Raw genomic sequence first — 20,465 nt, forward strand, 5'->3', positions numbered from 1 at the left:
GTTCATTTTTTGGGTTCAGCGGTTGAGATGTCGCACGAACCACGCGCTGGCCAGCTCGGCCACCACCTGCAATGTGCCGGGCTCCTCGAACAGGTGGGTCGCGCGCGGCACGATCTCCAGCTTGTTCGGGCAGTGCAACTGCTGCTGCGCCGCCCTGTTCAAGGCGAGCACCTGCTGATCGCGCTCACCCACGATCAGCAGCGTCGGCGCGGTCACCCCCGACAGGCGGCCGCCCGCCAGATCCGGGCGCCCCCCGCGCGAGACGACGGCGGCGATCTCGTCACCCAGCTCGGCGGCCGCCCACAGCGCCGCCGCCGCGCCCGTGCTGGCGCCGAAGAAGCCGATCCGCGCCGCCGGCACCCGCTCATGTACCCACATGGTGCCCCTGCGCAGCCGTTCGGCCAGCAGCGGAATGTCGAAGACGTCCTCACCCGGGCGGGTCAGGTCGAACAGCAGCGTGCCCAGCCGCGCATGGTTCAGCGTGGCCGCCACCCGCTGGTTGCGCGGGCTGTGCCTGCCGCTGCCGCTGCCGTGCGCGAACACCACCATCCCGCCCGCGCCCTGCGGCATGGTCAGCTCGACCTCGCCCTCGAAGGCGTCGGTGCCCGACACCGTCTCGTGCGGTACGGCCACGGCCGAATGCTCCAGCAGCGCGATGACCTCGTCGTCGTCGACCTGGTCGAAACGCTGGTACCACTCCGAGATCGACCGCAGCCCCTGCGGCTCGCTCAGGCAGACCACCTCGTCGGCCTCGGGCAGCACCGTGCCGGGCGCGCGCACCGCCGCCGCCACGACCACCTTCGCCGCCCGGTGCGCCCTGGCCACCGCGCACGCCGCCCGCATCGTCGCCCCCGTCGCGATGCCGTCGTCGACCACGATGACCGTACGGCCGGCCAGCGGCACCCTCGCCCGTCCCGCCCTGATGCGCGCGGCCTGCGCCTCCATCACCGGCAGCTCCCGCGCCGCCACCCGCTCGGCCTCCTCGGGCGACACACCCGCGGACCGCATCACCGACTCGTGCAGGACGCGCACGCCGTCCTCGCCCAGCGCCCCGAACCCCACCTCGGGCCGGCCCGGCACGCCCAGCTTGCGCACGATCGCGACGTCCAGCGGCGCGTCGAGCGCCTTGGCGACCTCGAAGGCGACCGCCACGCCGCCGCGCGGCAGTCCGAGCACGACGGGATTCTCCTTCGCCAGGTGGCGCAGCTGTACGGCCAGCCGCCGCCCGGCGTCCGCGCGATCGATGAACATAGGGTGGAGCTTCCCCGCCGCCCGGCTTTGACACCGAACGCCCTGGTGACGTGGGTGCTGGGGGGCCGATCCTGCGCGCGAGCCGGTCCTTCACCCGCGCCTCGCGCCGGTCCTTCACGCGCGCGCCTCGCGCCGGTCTTTCACGCGAGCCGGGCGGCGAGCAGTTCGTCCACGACGGCCTGCGGGGTCTCTCCCGCGTCGGGTGCGTCGTAGCGGCCCGCGGTGATGGCCACGACGAGCGCGAGATCGGGATAGACGACCAGGCGCTGCCCGCCGTTGCCATAGCCCGCCGCGAACGGCGGCTGTCCCGTGCCCACCCACCACTGATAGCCATAGGCGGCCCCCTCGCCGATCTCCACCCGAGGACGCAGCGCCCTGTCGAGCCACCACGAGGGAACGACCCCCGCGCCGCCGTCGAGCACCGCCTGACCGATCCTGGCCAGGTCGCGCGGCGTCAGCCTCAGGCCCGACGCCGCGGAGTGCACCCCGTCGTCACCGGCCAACCACTCGAACGAGCCGACGCCGAGCGGCTCGAACAGCCGCTTACGCGCGAACTCGGTCAGCGGCTCGCCCGCACCCTTGACGATGAGCCTCGCCGCGATCGCCGCAGCGCCGCCGCAGTAGTGCCAGGTGCGTCCCGGCTCCTCGACCACCGGCCGCTCCAGGATGAAACGGTGCCTGTCGGGCGCCAGTTCCATCGCGATCTCGCTGTTTTCCGGCGTGGTGTACGGCAGGTCCTCACGCCACTCCACGCCCAACGTCATGGTCAGCGCGTGCTCGACCTTCAACGCCGCCCTGGCCGGGTCGGCGGCCAGGTCGGGATACTCGGGGAAGTGCGCGAGCAGCGGCTCCTCCGGCGGGGGCACCAGGCCGTCGGCCAGGGCGATGCCGTACAGGAGACCCACGACGCTCTTGGTCACCGATCTGAGGTCGTGCGGCGTGGCGGGGCCGAAGGTGACGACGCCGTGGGAGACGCCCCACGAGTGGTCCTCGCCCTTGCCGTACCGCTCGAACAGCAGCGCGCCGTCCTTCAGCACCACCAGCCCATGCAGGTCGCCGAACCTGCTCGCCAGCCGCTCCTCCAGGTCGGGCCAGAATCCCGCTTCGCGGGGTGTGATGCGCTTCAGCTCCATGTCCATATGGATACCGTCTGACACGGCGTGAGGGTCAAGCCCGTGCCGTCGCGCTCGGCGGCGTGCTGCTCGGGATCGTCGCCATCGCGTTCGCAGGAGGCGAGTCCACCCCGCCGAACGCTGCTCGTGCTGAGCCTGGCGGGATCCCGCTACGCCTCGAGGGCGCGCAGATAGTCGCCCGCCTCGGCGATGTGGTCCTCGGTGAAGACCTTGATGCCGTGCAGTTCCAGCAGGCTCGTGGTGACCCCCTGACCCGGAAGCCTGTGGCCGCGGAAGGTGCCGTCATAGATGGCCAGCGCGCCACAGGACGGGCTGCCCTCCTTGAGGATCGCCATCTTGATGTCGAACGAGCCCGCGACCGCGAGCGCGGCCTGCGCTCCGGCGAGGAAGGCGCCCGTGACGTTCTGGCCGTCGGTGGCCAGCACGCGGGCCGCTCCCGCCAGGACCGCGGCGCCGCCCGCACCGCCCTCGATCTCGGCGGCCGGACGCGGCGTCGGCAGCCCGCCCTCGACCTCGGGGCAGAAGGGCACCAGCCTGCCCTGCTCCCGCCACTCGGCGAGCAGGGCGTCGGTGCTGGTCTTGGCGCCCCCGTCGTAACGCACACGGCGGCCCATCAGGCAGGCGCTGACCAGAATTCGCTCCACCCGTCAATCGTATGCGCGGGCTCGCGGCGTCATGCATGGCTCATGGTGTCGTGCGTGGGCTGGACGGTATCGAGACCGACCTGGGCGCGCGGTAGCCTGTCCCGCGATGAACACCACCCTGGCGACCTGTGTGATCGTCGCCGCCCTGCTGCTGGCCCTGGTGAGCCTGATCGTCGCGATCCGCAACCGCGCGATGGGCATGGTGCTGCTGGTCGGCTTCGCCGTACTGGAAGTGGCTGTCCTGGTGCAGGCGGGAGTGGCGATCGCCGCCGTCGTGGGCGGCCAGGGGCCGCAGGACAAGGCGACTCTCTTCGGCTACCTCGCGGGCACCGCGCTCATCCCGCCCGCGGGTGTGTTCCTCGCGCTGGCCGAACGCAGCAGGTGGGGATCGGCGATCCTGGTCGTCACCGGGTTCGCGATCGCGGTGATGACGGGACGGCTCCTGCAGATCTGGCAGGGCGTCGCGTGAACGATCGCGTCGGCATCGGAACCGGTCCCGGACGGGCGCTGCTCGCCCTCTACGGGCTGTTCGCGCTGGCCGCGGGGTCGCGGGCGGCTGTGCAGATTTTCACCAAGTTCGGCGAGGCCCCGCTGGCGTACTCGCTGTCGGCCTTCGCCGCCGCCGTCTACATTCTGCTGACCGTGGCCCTTGCCCGCGGCGCGCGCCGCCTGGCCCTGTGGGCGCTCGGCATCGAGCTGGCCGGCGTCCTGGTCATCGGTACGGCGAGCCTGCTCGCGCCGTCCGCCTTCCCGCATGACACGGTCTGGTCCGGGTACGGCAGGGGCTACCTGTTCATTCCCCTGGTGCTCCCGGTCGTCGGCCTGTACTGGTTGCTGCGCAGGCGTTAACGTCCCGTCCGGATGGGCAGCTCATGATTCCATGAGCACCATCGAGCATTCAGTTGACGTCAGGGTCCCCGTATCCGTCGCCTACAACCAGTGGACGCAGTTCGAGAGCTTCCCCGAGTTCATGGAGGGAGTGGAGTCGGTCAAACAGCTGACCGACACCCGAACCCAGTGGCTGGTCGACATCGCGGGGGTCACCAGGGAGTTCGAGGCCGACATCACCGAACAGCACCCGGACGAGCGGATAGCGTGGCGCTCGGTCGACACGCCGCACCAGGCCGGTGTGGTGACCTTCCACCGGCTCGACGACACGACCACCAGGGTCACGCTCCAGATGGAGTACGACCCTGAGGGCTTCGTCGAGACCGTCGGCGACTGGCTGCAGCTCGTACGCGTCCGGGTGCGCGGCGACCTCGACCGGTTCAAGGACTACATCGAGTCACGCGGCGGCGAGACCAGCGGATGGCGCGGCGACGTGCCGGGCAAGCATCAGCGCGGCTCCGGTTCCGGCACAGGGTACGGCGAGCCGATGCCCCCCGGCACGATCGGCAACGACTATCCGCCGCAGGTGCCGCTTCCCCCGCCCGGCCCCGGCCCGGTCCCGCCCGCTGGGCGTCGTCCCGGTGAAGAGCCGCCGCCCGCCCCCGGTCCGATCCTCTGACCGCTCGTCGTACGGCGTGACCGTATGACATCGCTCTTCGCCGGCATCGCGTTGTCGGTCGGAGCGTGTGAGACGTCGCGCACAAGGCCCCCGTGGCGTCGTCACGCGAACCCGTGGACACGCGGGCGAGAAGAGCGGGCACCCAGCCCCCATCCCACCCCCGGGATGGGGGCTCTGTCTGTGTGGCTTGACTCCGGGGGATCAACCGGGACAGACGGTCCGGTCGGTGGGCTGGGCCCACGTGTGGGCGGGCTGTCGGGTGGGATTCCGGGGGATCGATCGAAGGCAGGCGGTCCGGGGGCGTGCCCGTAGTGGGGTGGGTGAGTGCGAAGCCGCCCCGTGGTGGGGTTTCTCTCATGCGTCAGGAATAAACAGCTGTTTCATTCCTGTTAGGCTGATGACTCATCAAGTCATCCCATGATTCAACGACTGGAGGAATTGGTCCGGCATGAGCGTGCTCACCCAAGAGTCCAGAGGCCACCGAACCGGCTCATTGGCCTGGCTCCTCGTGCTGGGAATCGTCCTCGCGGCGCTCAACCTCCGCACCGCCGTCACCAGCGTCGGCCCCCTGCTCGACCAGCTCGCCGCAGGTCTGGGCATGTCGAGCGTCGGTACGGGCCTGCTCACCACCCTACCCGTGCTCGCCTTCGCGACGGTCGGCGCGATCACCCCTTCGCTGTCCCGGAAGATCGGCGAACACCGCCTCCTGCTGCTGGCGCTGATCACCCTCGGCGTCGGCCTCGTGGTCAGGGCGTCGGTCGACTCCGCGCCAGTGTTCCTGGTGAGCAGCGCGGTCGCGCTGTCCGGCGGCGCGGTCGGCAACGTGCTGATCCCGACCCTGATCAAGCGCCACTTCCCCGCCCGCGCGGGCGTCATGACCACCGTCTACACCACCGCTCTCGCGGTGGGCACCATGCTCGCAGCCTCCGCCACCGTCCCGATCGAGCGCGCCACCGATGGCAACTGGCACATCGCGCTCGGCGTCTGGGCGGCCCTCGCGGTTGTCGCCGCCATTCCGTGGCTTGCGCTGTTGCGCAGTGAGCCGGAGCGGGACAGCAGCGGGACGGAGGCGAGCCCGGCCCGCCTCGTGCGCAGCAAGCTGGCGTGGGCGGTGGCCGTGTACTTCGGCACCCAGTCGATGATCGCCTACATCATGTTCGGCTGGCTCGCCAAGATCCTCACCGACGGCGGCTACACCACCAGCCAGGCCGGGATGATCCTCGGCGTCTTCACCGCCCTGAGCATCCCCGTCTCGCTGGTGCTGCCTTCGCTGGCCACCCGCTTCCGCGACCAGCGCCCCGTCGTCGCAGGTCTCGTGGGCTTCTACGTGGTCGGCTTCCTCGGCCTGTGGTTCGCGCCGTCGTCGACCGCGTGGGTGTGGGTGCTGTTCGTCGGGATCGGCATGGGCTCCTTCCCGCTGGCGCTGACCATGCTCGCGCTGCGCACCAGGACCGCCGCCGCCACCGCCGCGCTGTCGGCCTTCGGGCAGAGCGTCGGCTACCTGATCGCCGGCGCCGGTCCGCTGCTGGTCGGTGTGCTGTATCAGGCGACCGGCGGCTGGCAGATGCCGTACCTGATGATGCTCGTCGTCGTCGGCGTGCAGCTGGTGACGGGCTGGTACGCCGGAGGCAACCGCTTCCTGGAGGACGAGGGCGCCCGCCGCCCCGCGCAGGCCGAGCAGGACAGGACTGACAAGATAGCGGTGTGAGATCCACTGTTGTCACTTTTCCAGAAGGCCAGGTCAGCGGGCGCTCGGAGATCGTCGGGTCCGTGCCGGTGGGGGTACGGCACGGCCTCGTCACCGCGGTGACGCCCTTCCACCCGCTCGACCACACCTGGCCTGACCAGCCCGCCGATCTGGGCACGATCGGCGGGCTTTCTGTCGTCGACTGTGTGACGGGCGCTATGTCCGCCGACGGCGAGGTCTTCCTCGGCGAGGACATCCCCGTACGGCGGGGCACCGACGACTGGGAGTGGCTGGTCGTGCACGTGGCCGAGGAGCCGATCGAGGTCGGGACCGAGGTCGAGCTCGTGGTCGACGCCGGATACCGCCGGTCGCTGTCGGCCGGGCACACCGCCTGCCATCTGGCCGCGCTCGCCCTCAACGCCGCGCTGGCCGGACACTGGCGCAAGGAGACCAGGCTCGACGCCCTCGGTCACCCCGACTTCGACCAGAGCGCGATCACCTCCTCCAGGATCACGCCGAACGGCAGCCTGGACGACTACCGGCTCGGCAAGTCGCTGCGCAAGAAGGGCTTCTCCGCCGAGGGGCTCGACCTCGACGAGGTCGCCGGACAGGCCAACGACACGCTCAAGACGTGGGTGGGCGCCGACGCGCCGGTCTGGATCGACGTTCCCGGCCCGGGGCTCACCGCCCGGCGCACCTGGCACTGCGCGCTGCCCGAAGGGGAGGTCTTCATCCCATGCGGCGGCACGCACCTGGAACGGACGTCGCAGCTCGGGTCGGTGACCGTGGCGCTCACGCTGTCGGAGGACGGGAGCGCGCTCGCGATGCACACGACGGTCGATCCCCGCTGGGCCTGACGTAACACCCGAGGGGACAACGGCGGCTACCGGAGGCCCGTGGGCGGGCCGACCGTCTGGCGTGACAGCGGGGCTCGGATGCGCGTTGCGGCAAATAACGGTATACCATTAAGTTCATGACGACTGAGCTGCTGCTGCGCAACGCCAACCTCTGGCGCAAGGGCCCCACCGACGTGCTGATCAGGGACGGACGCATCGTCGCGACAGGGTCCGGGCTCCAGAGCGCGGGCACCGTCGAGGACCTGGGTGGCAAGCTCGTCATTCCCGGCCTCATCGACGGCCACGCCCACATCGACAAGACGCTGTGGGGCGGCCCCTGGGTGTCCCACAACTCGGCGCCGGGTCTCATGGGCAAGATCCGCGGCGGCCAGGAGCGCCGTCCCGAGCTCGGCATTCCCAGCGCCGACTACATCTCCGCCCTCTTGGAGAACATGATCGCGCTCGGCACCACGCACGTCCGCACGCATGTCGACGTCGACACCGTCATGGGCCTCGACGCCGTGGACGCCGTCCGCGAGGCGTTCAAGCGCCACGAGGGCCGCATCACCGGGCAGCTCGTCGCCTTCCCCCAGGCGGGCCTGCTCATCGCGCCCGGCACGGAACAGCTCCTTGAGGAGTCGCTCAAGCAGGGCGTCGACCTGATCGGCGGCCTCGACCCCGCCGGGCTCGAGGACGACGCGATCAAGCACCTGGACATCGTGTTCGGGCTGGCCGACAAGTACGGCGTCGGCGTCGACATCCACCTGCACGACGGTGGCTCGCTGGGCGAGTGGCAGTACCGCCTCATCATCGAGCGCACCAAGGCGCTCGGGCTCCACGGCAAGGTCACCGTCAGCCACGGGTTCGCGCTCAGCAGCGCGGCGCCCGCCGTACGAGCCGAACTGCTCGCCGGGCTGGCCGAGGCGGGCATCACCATCGCCTCCATCGCGCCGCCCGGGCGCGCGATGCCGCTGAAGGAGCTGACGGCGGCAGGCGTGGCGATGACGCTGGGCAACGACGGCGTGCGCGACCTGTGGAGCCCGTTCGGCACCGGGTGCATGCTCGACCGCGCGCTGCTGCAGGCTCAGCAGACCGGGCCGCTGGACGAGGACATCGAGCTGGCGCTCGACGCGGCGACGTACGGCGGCGCGCGCGTGACCGGGCTCGCCGACTACGGTCTCGACGTGGGGAGCGTGGCCGACCTGGTGGTGGTCGACGCCCGCAACGCCGCCGAGGCGGTCTGCGTCCGGCCCGCCAGGTCGCTGGTGCTGAAGGCGGGCCGCGTCGTGGCCCGCGACGGTTCCCTCGTCTAGGAGCACCGGAGGTCGGGGCGGGCGGCCACCCGCCCCGACGCCTTCCATCGCAGCACCCGCACCCTGTGGCGCTCACCGTCGCGCGACAGGGGCGCGAGTGCAGGCGAGCGCCACACCCCAAAACCGCACCCCGCAACCCCGCGCCCCTCCAGCGCACATCCCGGCCTCCGCATGCCCCGTTCGCTAGGCGCGCCCCCGTCCCGGAGACGCGCCCAATCCGGTAAACACCCCCCGTCCGAAAGGCGCGCCCCGTCCGGTAGACACGCCCCACCCGGCACAACCCGCATCCGAGTGTCAGCTTATGTTGACAAGCACCCGCTTGTCAGCTCATGCTGACACCATGAACGTCACCGAACTGGCCGAGGCGGCCGGAGACAGAGACCCCGGCGTGGGGCTCGCCGCGGTGGCGGCGCTTCGTGGCCTGCTGGAAGAGCTTGAGGCCGTCCACGTCACCAATGCGCGGGCACAGGGCTGGTCGTGGGAGCAGATCGCCGACGCGCTGGGCGTCAGGCGGCAGTCCGCGCACCGCAAGCACGCCCGCAGGATCGGGAGGTAGCCGTGTTCGCCAGATTCACCGACCCCACCCGGCGCGCCATGATGCGCGCGGGGCTGCTGTCCATGGACGCGGGCCGTACCACGCTCGCTCCCGACCTGGTGCTGCTCGGCCTCGCCGAGGAGCACCCGCTGCCGCACCTGCCGGTCCCCGACGCGCTGCGTCCTCATCTCGACACCGGTCGCACGCGCGAGCTGCTCGCCGCGATCGGCATCGACGTCGACGAGGTACGGCGGCGCACCCGCCACGGCGTCGACGACCCCGCCCTCTGGCGGCTCGGCCGCTCCCGCGTCAACCCGTTGCGGGTGACGCTGTCGGGCCCGCTCGGCATCCTTCCCCTGGAGCCGCATACGCGAAAGGTCGTCGAGGTCGCGATGTGGAAGCCCGGCCCGGTGACGGGGGAGCGGCTGCTGTGGGGGCTGCTGGCCGACGGGGCCAACGGCATGGCGGGCCTCCTGCACCGCTCCGGCGCCGACGTGCGCGCGCTGGTGCGGGCCGCCGGAATCCCCGTCCACCGGCCCCGCCGTACGGCATGAGCACATCCCGTCAGGCGGTGAGGTGGCCGAGCTTGTCGGGGTTCACCATGACGTAGACGGTGTCGACCTTCCCGTCCGAGATCACCAGCGACACCGCCGCGACCACCCGGCCCGCGGCGACGAACATCACGCCGGGAGCCCCGTTCAGCTCGGTGACCGCGATCTCGAGGTGCGCCCGCTCCTCCACCCCGGCCGACACCATGAACTTGCCCATCTCCTCCGCCGTGGTGACCGCGGTGAGGAAGCGGGACACCTTCTCCCGTCCCGCCAGCACCCTGAACGGCGAGCGGGCCCTACCGCCGCCGTCGCCGACCAGCGTGACGTCCTGCGACAGCAGCGCGATCAGCCCGTCGAGGTCGCCGCTGGTCGAGGCGCTGACGAACCGTTCGGTGATGTCCCGCCGCCGCGCCCTGTCGGTGTCGAACCTGGGCCGCCTGTCGCTCACGTGATCGCGGGCGCGCCTGGCCAGCTGCCTGGTGGCCGCCTCGCTCCTGCCGACCACCTCGGCGATCTCGGCGAACGGCAGGTCGAACGCCTCGCGCAACACGAACACCGCCCGTTCGAGCGGCGACAGCGTCTCCATCACGACCAGCAGCGCCAGCTCCACCGTGTCCGTCAGCTCGGCGCGCTCGGCCGCGTCAGGTGTGGTGCCGATCGGCTCGGGCAGCCACGGCCCGACGTACGACTCGCGTCGCGACCGCGCCCACCTGAGCCGGTCGACGGCCAGGCGGGAGGTGACGCGGATGAGGTACGCCTTGGCGTCCTCGACCGTCGCGTGGTCGACGCCCGCCCACCGCAGCCACGCCTCCTGGACCACGTCCTCGGCGTCGGCGACGCTGCCCAGGATCCGGTAGGCCACCCCGGTGAGGAGGCCGCGATGCTCTTGGAAGATCTCCGTCGACATGATCAGATCGTCTCTGATCAGCTTGGTGATCCCGTGTCCGAGGGGGTGTCTGGCGATGGGATCTCCCACCGTGGAGGGTAGCGTGCGCGTGCAGGTGGAAGCCCGCGCCCAGTGCTGCTCCTCGCGGCTTGTGCCGGTTGGTGGTGGGTGTACTGATCGTTGTCACGTTCTGGTGCCGATGGGCTGCGCGGGGCAGCGTCCTCCGGCCCGTTGGCGCGTGTCCCTCCGGACGCTTGCCCGCTGGGCCGAGGAGCCTGACGGGGGAGGGTGCTGCGGACGATGCGGTCGTTGACACGGATTCCCTCGGGCGCGGCGACGGCCCAGCCCAAGCGCTCCGCCAGCACAGCAGTGGACAGGAGTTCGCCGGTCTTCTCATCGACCCCGGTGCGCAAGACAGCGCGGGCGCAGGCGGTACGAGACGTCTCGCCCTCGGCGAGCGGCAGTTTCCGACTCACGCGGCATCACGCTCGCCGGGGCACTGGCCGGATTCTGCCAGCAGCCGCTTGCGAGCCTCAGCCGACCACTTGCCGTACAGGCCTCCTGCGAAAGTGGTGACCACAGACGCACAATCTTTGAGGAGTTCGTCCCGGCCGCCGGACTTGGTCGGGTGGAGAACTTCGAGGGTGATGCCGTCCACGTCGAACAAGCGCTTGAGCAGGCCCACGCCGAACCGGGCCAGGCGGCCCTCATGCGTCACCCGTACCACCGTTACTGTCCCATCGAAGGCCATCGCGAGCGCCCGGTTCAGGCCGGGCCGGTTTTCCCTCAGACCAGACCCACGGTCCTTGACGACCTTCACGACCTCGACGGTCGCGGTGGACCGCAACTCCTCCTTCTGCGCAGCCAGGGAAGACTCCTGCTCCGAAGAGCCCGAGGCGCGCACGCGGAGCAGCCTCCCGCCGGGGACGGGAGGCTGCTGAGTCGCCGGGCTTGATGTTCTCCACATCGACCGAGGAGAACCGGCGCTCACGACCGACCCAGGAGAACGGGTTTTTGCCGTCGACAGCCCGCTGGCGAAGCGTCATCGGGGAACATCCAGACGCTTTGCGGCCTTGGACACACGCAGCAACTCCATGCACGCAACGATGCATGCACAACACTAGGAGTAACTAATGAAGTTGCTCGGCCTGGCACGGTCGCTGATTCGTGATCGGCGGCGGATTCGGCTACACTATCCAACGTCGCAAGGGGCTATAGCGCAGCTGGTAGCGCACCTCCATGGCATGGAGGGGGTCAGGAGTTCGAATCTCCTTAGCTCCACCACTTCCGACCGCCTCTTACCTGCGGAACACCGTGGGCAAGAGGCGGTTTCGCGTTTGTGGGTCCACATGGGGCACGCAGAACCTGCGCCGGTTCCGCAACCGCCGACAGCGGGCAGGCGATGCCGCTCACGGTTTCCGTGGGAACAGCGAGCGGCCTGGCGCGTAGAGTCCGCCCCTCGCCTCTGTCGAGGCGCCGCCGCACGGTCTCTGACGCGTCGAGGGGCCGGACGTGCTCCGTCAGCCGGCGTACACGAGACGCTCTCCGCGCTTCCGCGCGGGTACGACACGCTGCTCAGGCGCATGTTCTTCTCCGAGGCCGACAAGGGCGACGCGGAGACGGGCGTAGTGTCCGGCGGGCAGTGGGAGCGTCTTGCGGCTGGCCAGGGCCCTCGTCTGCGACGGCAGGGACCTGGTGATCCTCGACGAGCCCAACTCCGGCCTCGACCCGGAGGCCGCGCACGAGGTCCATACCCGCATCAGGGAGCATCGCGCTGGCCGTACGAGCCTGCTCATCTCCCACAGGCTCAGTGCCGTACGGGACGCCGACCTCATCGCCGTGCTGCACGACGGGCGGATCGCCGAGCATGGACCCCACGAGGCACTGCTCGAGGCGGACGGTCACTACGCCCGCCTGTTCCGGCTCCAGGCCGCGGGATACCAGGAGACGCGGTGAAGCGGGGCAGGCTACTGCTCCCGGCGTGCGGCGCGCTGGCGCTGGGGGCCTCGCTGTGGTGGATCCGCCGGAGCTATTTGGTTGCCACCGTCGAGGGGCCGAGCATGGAGCCCTCATTCCGCTCCGGCGACAGGCTACTCGTACGCAGGCCCAGGCGGGTCCGCGCCGGCCAGGTCGTGGTTGTCCGGATTCCTGATCCTCCCATGCTGTACGAGCCGAGCCGCCGCTCTGACCACCGCCCGGGTGACGGCTGCGGGGCCACTCCCGCGGTCAGCGGGCATCCCATGGATAAAGGTGGGGTGGGCCGTGACAACCGCGCTCACTGGATGTGCTCGTTTGCGGGCAACATAAGACCTGTGAGGCGCTCTCCCTTCGCCGGTATTGTCCGGATCAGGTGACTAGGGGTCGCCAGCCGCCTTTCGGCTCTGGCCTCTCAGCCTTTCCGTTGTCCCCCTTGGAGGCTCTCGGATCAGGCTCCCTCGTCGTCTCACAGGCCTAGCACCAATATACCGCCGCCAGAGTCGTGCTACCAGGGATAACGCCCCTCTATTCCGGGACAAATAGCCCAAGCCGTGCTCACGTGCTTCGTTCCTCGTCCGTGTCGGTCGAGAGATCGATCGCTCCTGGCGTCACACGTCCAGCGTCACCCTGCAGGTCCACTGGCCTGTGCGGTGTTCGAAGGTCAGCTGATGCAGAGCGACGGCCTTGAGTGCCGCCCCGGTCTGGGGCCCGGCCGCCAGATCGGCCATGGTCAGGTGGAGGCGGAGATGAGTTCCTAGGCCTCGGTCGCCGTGGCCAGGGCGTTCGACAGGTCGTTTCAGGAGCTCTGAAACTCTCGGCACACATCCTCCACCTGCTGTGCGGTGTGCGAGTGAGCGGTCATTACCTCCACCGAAAAGAGCGCATCTGATCTGCGGAACGCGGGCAATCGGATGCGCTCTCTTTGTCTTGAAAGGCAGAATCCACTCGAAGCTGCCTGCTCGTGGTCGAGTTGTTCTATGCCGGATAGGTGTGGATCTCGGCTTGATGGGCTCCCTCGGGGGCGCGGGCGAACTTGGCGTCGCACGTGAGAAGCGGTTGGCCGAGGGCTTCGGCGAGCGCCACGTAGGCGGCGTCGTAGGCGGTGAAGTTGTGCCGCATGGCCAGGACGCGTGCGCCGAACGGGGCGACCTCATGACGGGTGATCCGTAGGGCGTTGAGCTGTCCGACCATGCGCCGGGCGCGGTCCTCGTGAATCTTTCCTCCGGCAAGCAGGCCACGGATGGCCGACAAGACCTCGGTGTCGAGGTGAGCGGGCGCGTGGAGGGTGCGACCCGATCCGATGAGGCGCTGGCGGAGCAGGTCGTCACCTTTGGCGGCCAGCAGCAGGCGCACGATGATCGAGGTATCGACGACGGTCACCAGCTACGGTCCTTCTCAATGTAGGAGCGGATCTCGTCGAGGCTGACCTCGATCGGCTCCTCATCGGCGATCTGGGCGATGACTTCGGCGTTGGTCATCTGGGTGGCCTCATCGTGAAGGAGGTCGCGGACGTAGGCCGACAGTGACTTACCCTCTTTGGTTGCGCGGTCGCGCAGAATGGCGAGGTCGGCGGCGTCTACGTCGCGCACCTGCAAGATCTCCTTAGTCATGCCCTCATTGTACTGCAGCATGCATGAAGAGTGCATGAAAGCCTAGTCTGATCTCTTGCGGGGGAAGACCCAGCGGTCCAGCAGGGTGAAGCGGATCGCGGTCATCGCCAGCGACGCGCACACCAGCGCCACCCCCTCCGCCCAGCGCGTGTCCGAGCTCGCGCCCGCGCTCACGATCGCGATCGTGCCGACCGTGTAGTTCAGCAGGAAGAGCAGCGCCGCGCGGGCGTGCGCGACCACCCTGCGGCCCTCGCGCCGGTTGAACGTCCACCGCCGGTGCGCCTCGGTGTTGACGATCACGGTGGTCGCCAGGGCGAACAGGTTGGCCGCCGCGGCGGGCATGGCCGTACGAAGCAGCAGGTAGAGGCAGGCGTGCACGATCGTGGAGACCAGGCCCACCAGCCCGAACACGAGCAGGTTCCGCAGGAGCGCGGGCCGCGGTCGCGCGGGCGGCAGGTCGGGCACGTGGGGGAGTTCGACCGTGGCCGCGCCCGAGGAGATGGCCCTGGCCACCCTGGCCATGCCGCGCAGGTCGGCGAGCGCGGTCCGCCACAGGTCGACCTTGGAGTCGGTGTCCTCGATCCAGTCGACCGCCACCTCGCGCACCCTCGCGCCGTTGTGCTCGGCGATCAGCAGCATCTCGGTGTCGAAGAACCACGAGTCGTCGGCCACCCTGGCGAGGATCGGCCGGATCACCTCCGCTCTGGCCGCCTTGAAGCCGCACGCCGAGTCGGTGAATCCGGCGGCGAACCCCACCCTGAGCAGCCCGTTGTAGGCCCTGGAGATGACCTCCCTGCGCAGGCCGCGCCTGATGCGGGCACCTCCGAGGAGCCTGCTGCCGATGGCCACCTCGCAGTGTCCCGAGGCGACGGCCATGACCAGGGGGAGCAGGGCGCGCAGTCCCGTCGACAGGTCGACGTCCATGAACGCCACGACGTCGGCGCGGCTGGCCGACCAGCCCGCCCTGACCGCCGCCCCCTTGCCGACCGTGTCGAGCCTGAGGACGGCCACGCCGGGCAGGCGGCCGGACAGCGCGCGGGCCAGCTCCCACGTGCCGTCGGTGCTGCCGTTGTCGACGATCGTGATCCGCCACGGAAGGGGGAAGGATTCGCCGAGGAAGCGGTGCACGGTCTCGACGCAGCCGGGCAGCGCGCGCTCCTCGTTCAGGACGGGGATGATGATGTCGACGGTGGTGGTCCTGGTGGCGCTGTCGGCGACGAACGGCACCTCCTCCACGGTCGAGGTCCCGGTCGAGGTCATGGCCGCCGCCGCGCGCGGGCCATCAGTGAGACGCCGGGCAGCCACGAGACGGGCAGGTACCGCTCGGCCATCACGACGGCGGTCAGCGCCAGGTTCACCGGCCCCGGCAGCTCCTCCAGGTCGCAGCCCGTCGCGTTGCGCCTGCGGAAGGCCGCCACGGGTCGCAACAGGACGTTCCAGCTCCACAGCCGCTCGATCACCAGCCCCGAGCTCTGGATCACCTCGGCCAGACCCTCGCGGGTGTAGCGGCGGTGGTGGCCGAGTGCGACGTCGTGCGCCGACCACAGGCGCATGTCGCACGGGACGGCGATGAACGCGGTCCCGCCCGGCTTCAGCACCCTGGCGATCTCGGCCGCCGCGGCCTTGTCGTCGTCGATGTGCTCCAGCACGTCAAGTGCCGTCACCAGGTCGAACTCGGCGTCGCCGAGCGGCAGGTCGCGCAGGTCGGCCTTGATGGCCTCGAGCCCGCGCTCCCTGGCGAAGGCGACGGCCGTGTCGGACTGGTCGGCGGCCAGCGCGTGCCAGCCGTACCGCTGGAAGACCCTGGTGTTGCCGCCGCCCGCCGCTCCCACGTCGAGCGCGCGGCCGGGACGGCCGATCCGGCGCAGCTCGCGCGCGAGGATGGCCCGCCGCTCCCTGTACCACCAGTGGCGGTCCTCCAACTCGACCGCGCGCCTGATCTCGGCGGCGTCCAATGGCTCTCCTCAGCTGCGGCGAAACACACGATTCCAGGCAGCATCCTGACGGGTCCGAGCGGCGCAATCCAGAGCGATTGGCACTTAGTCACTAATATTGACTATAATCAGCGTGCAAGCACCATTGAGGAGGAGACCGTGATGTTCGTCGAACTGACCCGTTTCAAGGCCACGCGAGCCGCCGAGCTGCTGGCCGCGCGGCCGCTGATGGAGGCCGACTTCGCGGCCGACCGCGCGGGCTTCCTCGGCGCCCGGATCGTCCGGCTGGCCGACGACGAGTGGCTGGACATCGTCGACTGGCGCTCGGCCGACGACTTCGCCGCCTCGCGCGCCAAGGGCCCCAACCTGCCGGGCATCGCCGCATTCTTCGCCGCGATCGACGCGCTGGTGAGCGACGAGCAGGGCGAGGCTCACACCCCCGAAAGCTCCCGCAGGCCCTGAAACAGCCGCGTCCGCTGCGCCTCCTCCAGCATCCTGTACGGCACGGCCGCCCGCAGGTTGGTGTCCCGCTCGACGGCCTCCCACAGCGGCCCTTCGCGCAGCGCGGTGATCTCCTGGGCGGTCAGCCCGGCCACCTGCCATGCGGCGGCGTGCGCGTCGGCCCGGTGATAGCGGAACGCGGCGATCCTGTTGAACAGCGCCACCCCCGGCGAGACCCCCTCCGGCTCGTACGGCGGAGCCATCACCTCCAGTGCGCCGCCCGGCATCCGCTCGGCTCCGTCCAGCAGCCTGCCGAGCAGCGCGGCCAGCTCGGACACGAGCTCCTCCCGTCCGGCCCAGATCCTGGCGGTCGCCCGCTCGTGCAGCTCGTAGAGCCCGTCGACGAAGGCCAGCGTGGCGGGTGTGGCGTGCAGCCCGCCGTGCTCGTCCTCGCGCAGCGTGCCCTGAAGGAGCTGCACGGCCACCTCGGCGGCTTGCTCCTCGGCGGTGCCGTACCGGTAGACGGTCGCCAGCGCCGCGCGGGTGAGCGGCCGCAGCGGCAGCACGTACCGCTGGTCGATGAGGAAGCCGGCGCGCAGCCCCGACCGGCGCACGTACTCCACTCCGGCCCGCCGGTCGGCGGCGTGGACGTCGATGTGCACGGCGTCGATCAGCGGCGCGATCGCCGCCGCGTAGTCCGTTAGCTCCCGCATGGTGGGCCATTATGGCGATCGATCACGACGGTTTCCTCCTGACGGAGTAGACGGACCGTCAACTCCTGGAGGATGCCGCGCCGGTGGCCGACGGGCGATCGTGGGTGCGACATCCGACGAGGGAGACCAGATGACCACGCGACCTTTCCGGTTCGGCGCCGTCGCGGGCTACGCGCCCGACGGTGCAGCATGGGCGGACCTCGCCCGCCGCGCGGAGCAGCTCGGCTACGGCAGCCTGCTGATCCCCGACACGCTGGGCACGTTCGCGCCGTTCCCTGCCCTGGCCGCCGCGGCCGCCGCCACGACCGGTCTGCGCCTCGGCACGTACGTGCTCAGCGCGGCCAACCGCACGCCGGGCCAGGTGGCGTGGGAGGTCCGCACCCTCCAGACCCTGTCGGGCGGCCGGTTCGAGCTGGGCCTCGGCGCGGGCCGTCCCGGCGCGGAGGCTGACACCGCCAAACTCGGCCTCCCGTACGGCACGCCCGCCGAGCGCGTCGCCCGCCTCGCCGAGACCATCGACGCCGCGGGCGACGTGCCGATCCTCATCGCCGCCTCGGGACCCCGCCTGCTGCGCCTGGCCGCCCGCAGGGCCGACACCCTCGCCCTCGCGCTGCCCGCGCAGGCCACCGAGGACCAGCTCGCCGCCAAGCTCGACGAGCTGTACGAGCTGGCGGGAGACCGCTTCCCCGCGCTGGAGCTCAACCACAACCTGGCCGCCATCGGCGACGACCTGCCGCCGTGGCTCAGACAGCAGGTCGGCGGCGAGCCCCAAGGCTCCGGATTCCTGAAAGGGTCGGCCGAGGAGATGGCCGAGACGCTGCTGAAGCGAAGGGAACGCCTCGGCATCTCCTACGTCTCGATCAACGCCTACTACCTGGAGGCGTTCGCGCCGGTGGTACGGCTTCTCGCCGGTACCTGATGGAACCGGTACCTGACGGAAGATGGCAGGTATGAACGAGACGATGCGTCCATGACCGCACAAGGAACCTTCGTCCCCTTCGACTGGACGCCCCAGGAGCCCTACGACGCCGCCGACGGCGTCTCGCTCGCCTTCATCACCCTCAGCAAGACCTTCGAGGGAGACCTGAAGGGATCGAGCGCCGTCACCATGATCGTCTCGTCGTCGGAGCACGAGGAGTCCCGGTCGTACGTGGCCATGGAGCGGGTCACCGCGACGATCGGCGATCGCTCCGGCACGTTCGTCCTGCAGCACAACGCGGTCAGTGACGAGGGTGACGACTCGCTCACCTGCACCGTCGTGCCCGGCTCCGGCACGGGGCAGCTCAAGGGTCTGCGAGCTGCGCATCCACATCGCCCCCGACGGCGGCCACTCCTATGTCTTCGACCACAAGCTGCCCTGACGCGCCCTACCGCGCCAGGGCCACCACGGCGGCGATGAGCTCAGGGCCGTCGAGCAGCGCCATGTCGTTGTGTCCCGCCCCCTCGACCTCGACCAGCGTGACCGGTCCTGCGGCGGAGGCGGCCACCGCGCGGCTCAGCGCGGGCGGGACGATCGTGTCGCGGGAGCCGTACACGACCGTGGTGGGCACCCGCACCGACGCCAGCGGGCCCGCGACCGGGAGCCGGTCGCGCAGCAGCAGCCCGACCGGCAGGAACGGGTAGTGGTGGCGGCCCGCGGCGGCCAGATCGGTGAAGGGGGAGCGCAGCAGCAGGCCCATGGGCGGCTGCCGGACCGCCAGCGCCGTGGCGACGGCGGCGCCCAGGCTCTCGCCGAAGTAGATGACCGGCCCTTTCACCTGGGCGCGCGCGGCGAGGGCGTCGCGCAGCAGGCCGTCCTCCGAAGGGGAGCCCGGGTTGCCGCCGTAGCCGCGGTAGTCCATGAGCAGTACGTCGAAGCCCTCACGGGCCAGGGCGGCGGCCAGCGGCGCGCGGTGCAGGCGGTTGCCCGCGTTGCCGCCCGTCACCAGGACGGTCACCCCCCGCCGCCCGCCCGTGACGTGCCAGGCCGTCAGCGTCAGGCCGTCCGAGGTGGTGAAGGTGACATCGTGGGCGCCCGGCAGGACCGAGCCGGCGGACGGCACCAGGCTGGTGTCGGGCAGGTAGATCAGGCGGCGCTGGAACACCCACAGCAGGGCCAGCACCACCGCGGCGACCGCCAGGACGGCGATCACGGCCTTGATCACGTCAGACCCTCGTCTGGTGCGCGGACGGTCACACTGTCCGATCCTGCTCGCCGCACGGCCGTCAGTAAAGGTCCAGCGTGCGGGCGTACAGGCGGAGGAAGACGCGCTGGATCAGCGTGACGAGCGGGCCGCCGAGCCGGGTGAGCAGGGTGGCCGGACGGCTGAACACGGTGACGGTGACCCTGGCCCTGCCGTCGGGCAGGCGTTCCAGCAGGAAACTCTCCTCGCCGCTCTCGGGGTGGCCGGGCAGCGTGCCGTAGGCCCAGCCGACCCGGTCGGCCTCCTCGACCACCCACACCACCCGGCACGGTGCGTTCAGTACGGCCAGCCGTACGGTCAGCTCCACGCCCGGAGCCGCCCTCGGCGCGGAGGCGCGCGGACGCAGGCCGAGCCTACGCTGCGGGTGCCAGGTCATCAGCGCCTCGGCCGCGACCTCGAAGGGCGTCCTGAGCACCCGCGAGTGGCGCAGGTGGTGGTATCCGTCGGGCAGCTCGCCGGTCAGCGTCGCGCCGACGTCCGGATAGGTGAACTCCATCACAGCCTCACAGCGGGTCGAGCCGTCGCAGCGCGGCGACGGCGCAGAGGGCGAAACCGAACGCGTTGCCGACGCCGTGCGTGGCGATCATCGTTTCCAGCGACGGATGCGGCAGCCCCGTCGCCTGGCCGACCGCCCACGCCATGGCCAGCACCATGGTGACGGCGAGCACCGCGCCCGACAGCAGGAAGACGCCGCGGAAGCGGCGCCAGGCCAGCCAGCCGACCCACCACATGCCCGCGGTCAGCACCGCGGACCCGGCCAGCTCGGCCCAGTCGCCCACGAAGTAACCGCCGAGGACCAGCAGCGTGCCCGCCGGAACGGTCAGCGCCGCGACCGGCGACCCCGACTCCCTGCCGACCAGTCCGGCCACCAGCGCGGCGGCGAACCCGGCGAAGTGGAAGTGAGCGACGGTCAGGGCGAGCATCTGCGGCGAGTAGCCGAGCAGGTCGTGGCCGGCGCGCTCGGCGAGCAGCGACACGGCGGCGACGGTCGGCGTGGCGAGCGCGGTGGCGGCGGCGAGCTGGACCGGGTCGGGTCGGCGCAGCCGCGGGAGGGCGTGAAAGGCCAGGTAGAGTGCGGCGACCGCGTACACGGCCGCGAGCGTCACCGCGAGGGGGCCGCGCGGCAGCCAGAGTGACAGCGCTCCCGCCGCCGCGCCGATGAGGAACGGCCAGGGGCGCACGTCGAGCAGCCTCAGGCCCAGCGGGATGACGACCAGCATGCCGAGGGTCACGATGACGCCGACCAGGGGGGTCACAGCGCCTC

Annotated in this window: 25 protein-coding genes, 1 tRNA gene, 1 pseudogene and 1 riboswitch; of the genes and pseudogenes, 14 read left to right on the forward strand and 13 right to left on the reverse strand. The window is 70.7% G+C overall.

Features of this window, described 5'->3' with window-relative positions; genetic code table 11:
- Nucleotides 1-15: 15 nt before the first annotated feature.
- From ACFXJ8_RS33110 to ACFXJ8_RS33120, 3 genes are all read right to left on the reverse strand, one after another.
- Nucleotides 16-1,251 carry a phosphoribosyltransferase family protein gene (locus ACFXJ8_RS33110; RefSeq protein WP_379647924.1) on the reverse strand — a complete coding sequence of 412 codons (1,236 nt, stop codon included), beginning with the start codon at nt 1,249-1,251 and terminating at the stop codon, nt 16-18.
- A 140-nt stretch (nt 1,252-1,391) separates the two neighbouring features.
- Nucleotides 1,392-2,384 (reverse strand): serine hydrolase domain-containing protein, encoded by a 993-nt coding sequence (locus ACFXJ8_RS33115; protein WP_379647925.1) that lies wholly within the window; start codon nt 2,382-2,384, stop codon nt 1,392-1,394.
- A 149-nt stretch (nt 2,385-2,533) separates the two neighbouring features.
- The gene (locus ACFXJ8_RS33120) at nt 2,534-3,028 is read right to left on the reverse strand and encodes a DUF523 domain-containing protein (RefSeq protein ID WP_379647926.1); all 495 of its coding nucleotides are present in this window, start codon (nt 3,026-3,028) and stop codon (nt 2,534-2,536) included.
- 106 nt (nt 3,029-3,134) lie between these two features.
- Here ACFXJ8_RS33120 and ACFXJ8_RS33125 point away from each other — a divergent pair, with 106 nt between their 5' ends.
- The 8 genes from ACFXJ8_RS33125 (at nt 3,135) to ACFXJ8_RS33160 (ending at nt 9,460) form a co-directional block, all read left to right on the forward strand.
- Complete coding sequence (locus ACFXJ8_RS33125) at nt 3,135-3,497, forward strand: hypothetical protein (RefSeq protein ID WP_379647927.1); 363 nt, start codon at nt 3,135-3,137, stop codon at nt 3,495-3,497.
- Nucleotides 3,494-3,877: a hypothetical protein gene (locus ACFXJ8_RS33130; protein WP_379647928.1), complete on the forward strand. Its 384-nt coding sequence runs from the start codon at nt 3,494-3,496 to the stop codon at nt 3,875-3,877. The genes ACFXJ8_RS33125 and ACFXJ8_RS33130 overlap by 4 nt, the downstream gene beginning before the upstream one ends.
- 31 nt (nt 3,878-3,908) lie before the next feature.
- On the forward strand, nt 3,909-4,535 hold the full coding sequence (locus tag ACFXJ8_RS33135) for an SRPBCC family protein (RefSeq protein WP_379647929.1): 627 nt from the start codon (nt 3,909-3,911) through the stop codon (nt 4,533-4,535).
- 508 nt (nt 4,536-5,043) lie between these two features.
- The gene (locus ACFXJ8_RS33140; protein WP_379647930.1) at nt 5,044-6,243 is read left to right on the forward strand and encodes a CynX/NimT family MFS transporter; all 1,200 of its coding nucleotides are present in this window, start codon (nt 5,044-5,046) and stop codon (nt 6,241-6,243) included.
- On the forward strand, nt 6,240-7,079 hold the full coding sequence (locus ACFXJ8_RS33145) for a metal-dependent hydrolase (RefSeq protein WP_379647931.1): 840 nt from the start codon (nt 6,240-6,242) through the stop codon (nt 7,077-7,079). The genes ACFXJ8_RS33140 and ACFXJ8_RS33145 overlap by 4 nt, the downstream gene beginning before the upstream one ends.
- 116 nt (nt 7,080-7,195) lie before the next feature.
- The gene (locus ACFXJ8_RS33150) at nt 7,196-8,371 is read left to right on the forward strand and encodes an amidohydrolase (RefSeq protein ID WP_379647932.1); all 1,176 of its coding nucleotides are present in this window, start codon (nt 7,196-7,198) and stop codon (nt 8,369-8,371) included.
- Nucleotides 8,372-8,711: 340 nt separating this feature from the next.
- Nucleotides 8,712-8,927, forward strand: coding sequence for a helix-turn-helix domain-containing protein (locus tag ACFXJ8_RS33155; protein WP_379647933.1), 216 nt, complete (start codon nt 8,712-8,714; stop codon nt 8,925-8,927).
- 2 nt (nt 8,928-8,929) lie between these two features.
- Nucleotides 8,930-9,460 carry a Clp protease N-terminal domain-containing protein gene (locus ACFXJ8_RS33160; protein ID WP_379647934.1) on the forward strand — a complete coding sequence of 177 codons (531 nt, stop codon included), beginning with the start codon at nt 8,930-8,932 and terminating at the stop codon, nt 9,458-9,460.
- Between the two features lie 10 nt (nt 9,461-9,470).
- Here ACFXJ8_RS33160 and ACFXJ8_RS33165 read toward each other — a convergent pair whose 3' ends face one another.
- Together ACFXJ8_RS33165 and ACFXJ8_RS33170 are read right to left on the reverse strand one after the other, a co-directional pair.
- Nucleotides 9,471-10,364, reverse strand: a complete 894-nt coding sequence (locus tag ACFXJ8_RS33165) for an RNA polymerase sigma-70 factor (RefSeq protein ID WP_379647972.1) — start codon at nt 10,362-10,364, stop codon at nt 9,471-9,473.
- Nucleotides 10,365-10,815: 451 nt separating this feature from the next.
- Nucleotides 10,816-11,247 (reverse strand): recombinase family protein, encoded by a 432-nt coding sequence (locus ACFXJ8_RS33170; protein WP_379647935.1) that lies wholly within the window; start codon nt 11,245-11,247, stop codon nt 10,816-10,818.
- A 304-nt stretch (nt 11,248-11,551) separates the two neighbouring features.
- Between ACFXJ8_RS33170 and ACFXJ8_RS33175 the strand changes: the two genes are divergently transcribed.
- The 3 genes and pseudogenes from ACFXJ8_RS33175 to ACFXJ8_RS33185 form a co-directional block, all read left to right on the forward strand.
- Nucleotides 11,552-11,627 (forward strand) — tRNA-Ala (locus ACFXJ8_RS33175).
- Nucleotides 11,628-11,996: 369 nt separating this feature from the next.
- Nucleotides 11,997-12,299 (forward strand): hypothetical protein, encoded by a 303-nt coding sequence (locus ACFXJ8_RS33180; RefSeq protein WP_379647936.1) that lies wholly within the window; start codon nt 11,997-11,999, stop codon nt 12,297-12,299.
- Nucleotides 12,296-12,496, forward strand: a pseudogene (locus ACFXJ8_RS33185) (S24 family peptidase); the annotation flags it as partial. The gene ACFXJ8_RS33180 and the pseudogene ACFXJ8_RS33185, both read left to right, overlap by 4 nt.
- 152 nt (nt 12,497-12,648) lie before the next feature.
- Nucleotides 12,649-12,790, reverse strand: a riboswitch (TPP riboswitch).
- 505 nt (nt 12,791-13,295) lie between these two features.
- Here the strand turns inward: ACFXJ8_RS33185 and ACFXJ8_RS33190 are convergent.
- From ACFXJ8_RS33190 to ACFXJ8_RS33205, 4 genes are read right to left on the reverse strand one after another with little or no spacing between them, the layout of a single operon-like run.
- Nucleotides 13,296-13,700, reverse strand: coding sequence for a type II toxin-antitoxin system VapC family toxin (locus ACFXJ8_RS33190; protein WP_379647937.1), 405 nt, complete (start codon nt 13,698-13,700; stop codon nt 13,296-13,298).
- Nucleotides 13,697-13,930, reverse strand: a complete 234-nt coding sequence (locus tag ACFXJ8_RS33195) for a hypothetical protein (protein ID WP_379647938.1) — start codon at nt 13,928-13,930, stop codon at nt 13,697-13,699. Before ACFXJ8_RS33195 ends, ACFXJ8_RS33190 begins: the two co-directional genes overlap by 4 nt.
- Before the next feature lie 42 nt (nt 13,931-13,972).
- Nucleotides 13,973-15,190 carry a glycosyltransferase gene (locus ACFXJ8_RS33200; RefSeq protein ID WP_379647939.1) on the reverse strand — a complete coding sequence of 406 codons (1,218 nt, stop codon included), beginning with the start codon at nt 15,188-15,190 and terminating at the stop codon, nt 13,973-13,975.
- Nucleotides 15,187-15,885, reverse strand: coding sequence for a class I SAM-dependent methyltransferase (locus tag ACFXJ8_RS33205; protein WP_379647940.1), 699 nt, complete (start codon nt 15,883-15,885; stop codon nt 15,187-15,189). Before ACFXJ8_RS33205 ends, ACFXJ8_RS33200 begins: the two co-directional genes overlap by 4 nt.
- Before the next feature lie 141 nt (nt 15,886-16,026).
- On the opposite strand from ACFXJ8_RS33205, the gene ACFXJ8_RS33210 reads away from it, so the two are divergent.
- A complete protein-coding gene (locus tag ACFXJ8_RS33210) occupies nt 16,027-16,326 on the forward strand; it encodes a hypothetical protein (protein ID WP_379647941.1) in 300 nt (99 codons plus the stop codon).
- Here ACFXJ8_RS33210 and ACFXJ8_RS33215 read toward each other — a convergent pair.
- Nucleotides 16,296-17,018 carry a hypothetical protein gene (locus ACFXJ8_RS33215; protein WP_379647942.1) on the reverse strand — a complete coding sequence of 241 codons (723 nt, stop codon included), beginning with the start codon at nt 17,016-17,018 and terminating at the stop codon, nt 16,296-16,298. The two genes, ACFXJ8_RS33210 and ACFXJ8_RS33215, sit on opposite strands and share 31 nt — an antisense overlap.
- A 130-nt stretch (nt 17,019-17,148) precedes the next feature.
- On the opposite strand from ACFXJ8_RS33215, the gene ACFXJ8_RS33220 reads away from it, so the two are divergent.
- Together ACFXJ8_RS33220 and ACFXJ8_RS33225 are read left to right on the forward strand one after the other, a co-directional pair.
- A complete protein-coding gene (locus tag ACFXJ8_RS33220; RefSeq protein ID WP_379647943.1) occupies nt 17,149-17,937 on the forward strand; it encodes an LLM class flavin-dependent oxidoreductase in 789 nt (262 codons plus the stop codon).
- Nucleotides 17,938-17,988: 51 nt separating this feature from the next.
- The gene (locus tag ACFXJ8_RS33225) at nt 17,989-18,417 is read left to right on the forward strand and encodes a DUF3224 domain-containing protein (RefSeq protein ID WP_379647944.1); all 429 of its coding nucleotides are present in this window, start codon (nt 17,989-17,991) and stop codon (nt 18,415-18,417) included.
- On the opposite strand, the gene ACFXJ8_RS33230 is transcribed toward ACFXJ8_RS33225, so the two are convergent.
- From ACFXJ8_RS33230 to ACFXJ8_RS33240, 3 genes are all read right to left on the reverse strand, one after another.
- Entirely contained in the window at nt 18,386-19,162 is a 777-nt protein-coding gene (locus tag ACFXJ8_RS33230; protein WP_379647945.1) for an alpha/beta hydrolase, read from the reverse strand. The genes ACFXJ8_RS33225 and ACFXJ8_RS33230 overlap by 32 nt on opposite strands.
- A gap of 61 nt (nt 19,163-19,223) precedes the next feature.
- On the reverse strand, nt 19,224-19,697 hold the full coding sequence (locus tag ACFXJ8_RS33235; protein ID WP_379647946.1) for a DUF1990 family protein: 474 nt from the start codon (nt 19,695-19,697) through the stop codon (nt 19,224-19,226).
- A 7-nt stretch (nt 19,698-19,704) separates the two neighbouring features.
- Entirely contained in the window at nt 19,705-20,457 is a 753-nt protein-coding gene (locus ACFXJ8_RS33240; RefSeq protein ID WP_379647947.1) for a YndJ family protein, read from the reverse strand.
- Between the last annotated feature and the right edge of the window lie 8 nt (nt 20,458-20,465).

The sequence above is a fragment of the Nonomuraea sp. NPDC059194 genome (assembly GCF_042754765.1).
In the GTDB taxonomy this organism is placed as follows: domain Bacteria; phylum Actinomycetota; class Actinomycetes; order Streptosporangiales; family Streptosporangiaceae; genus Nonomuraea.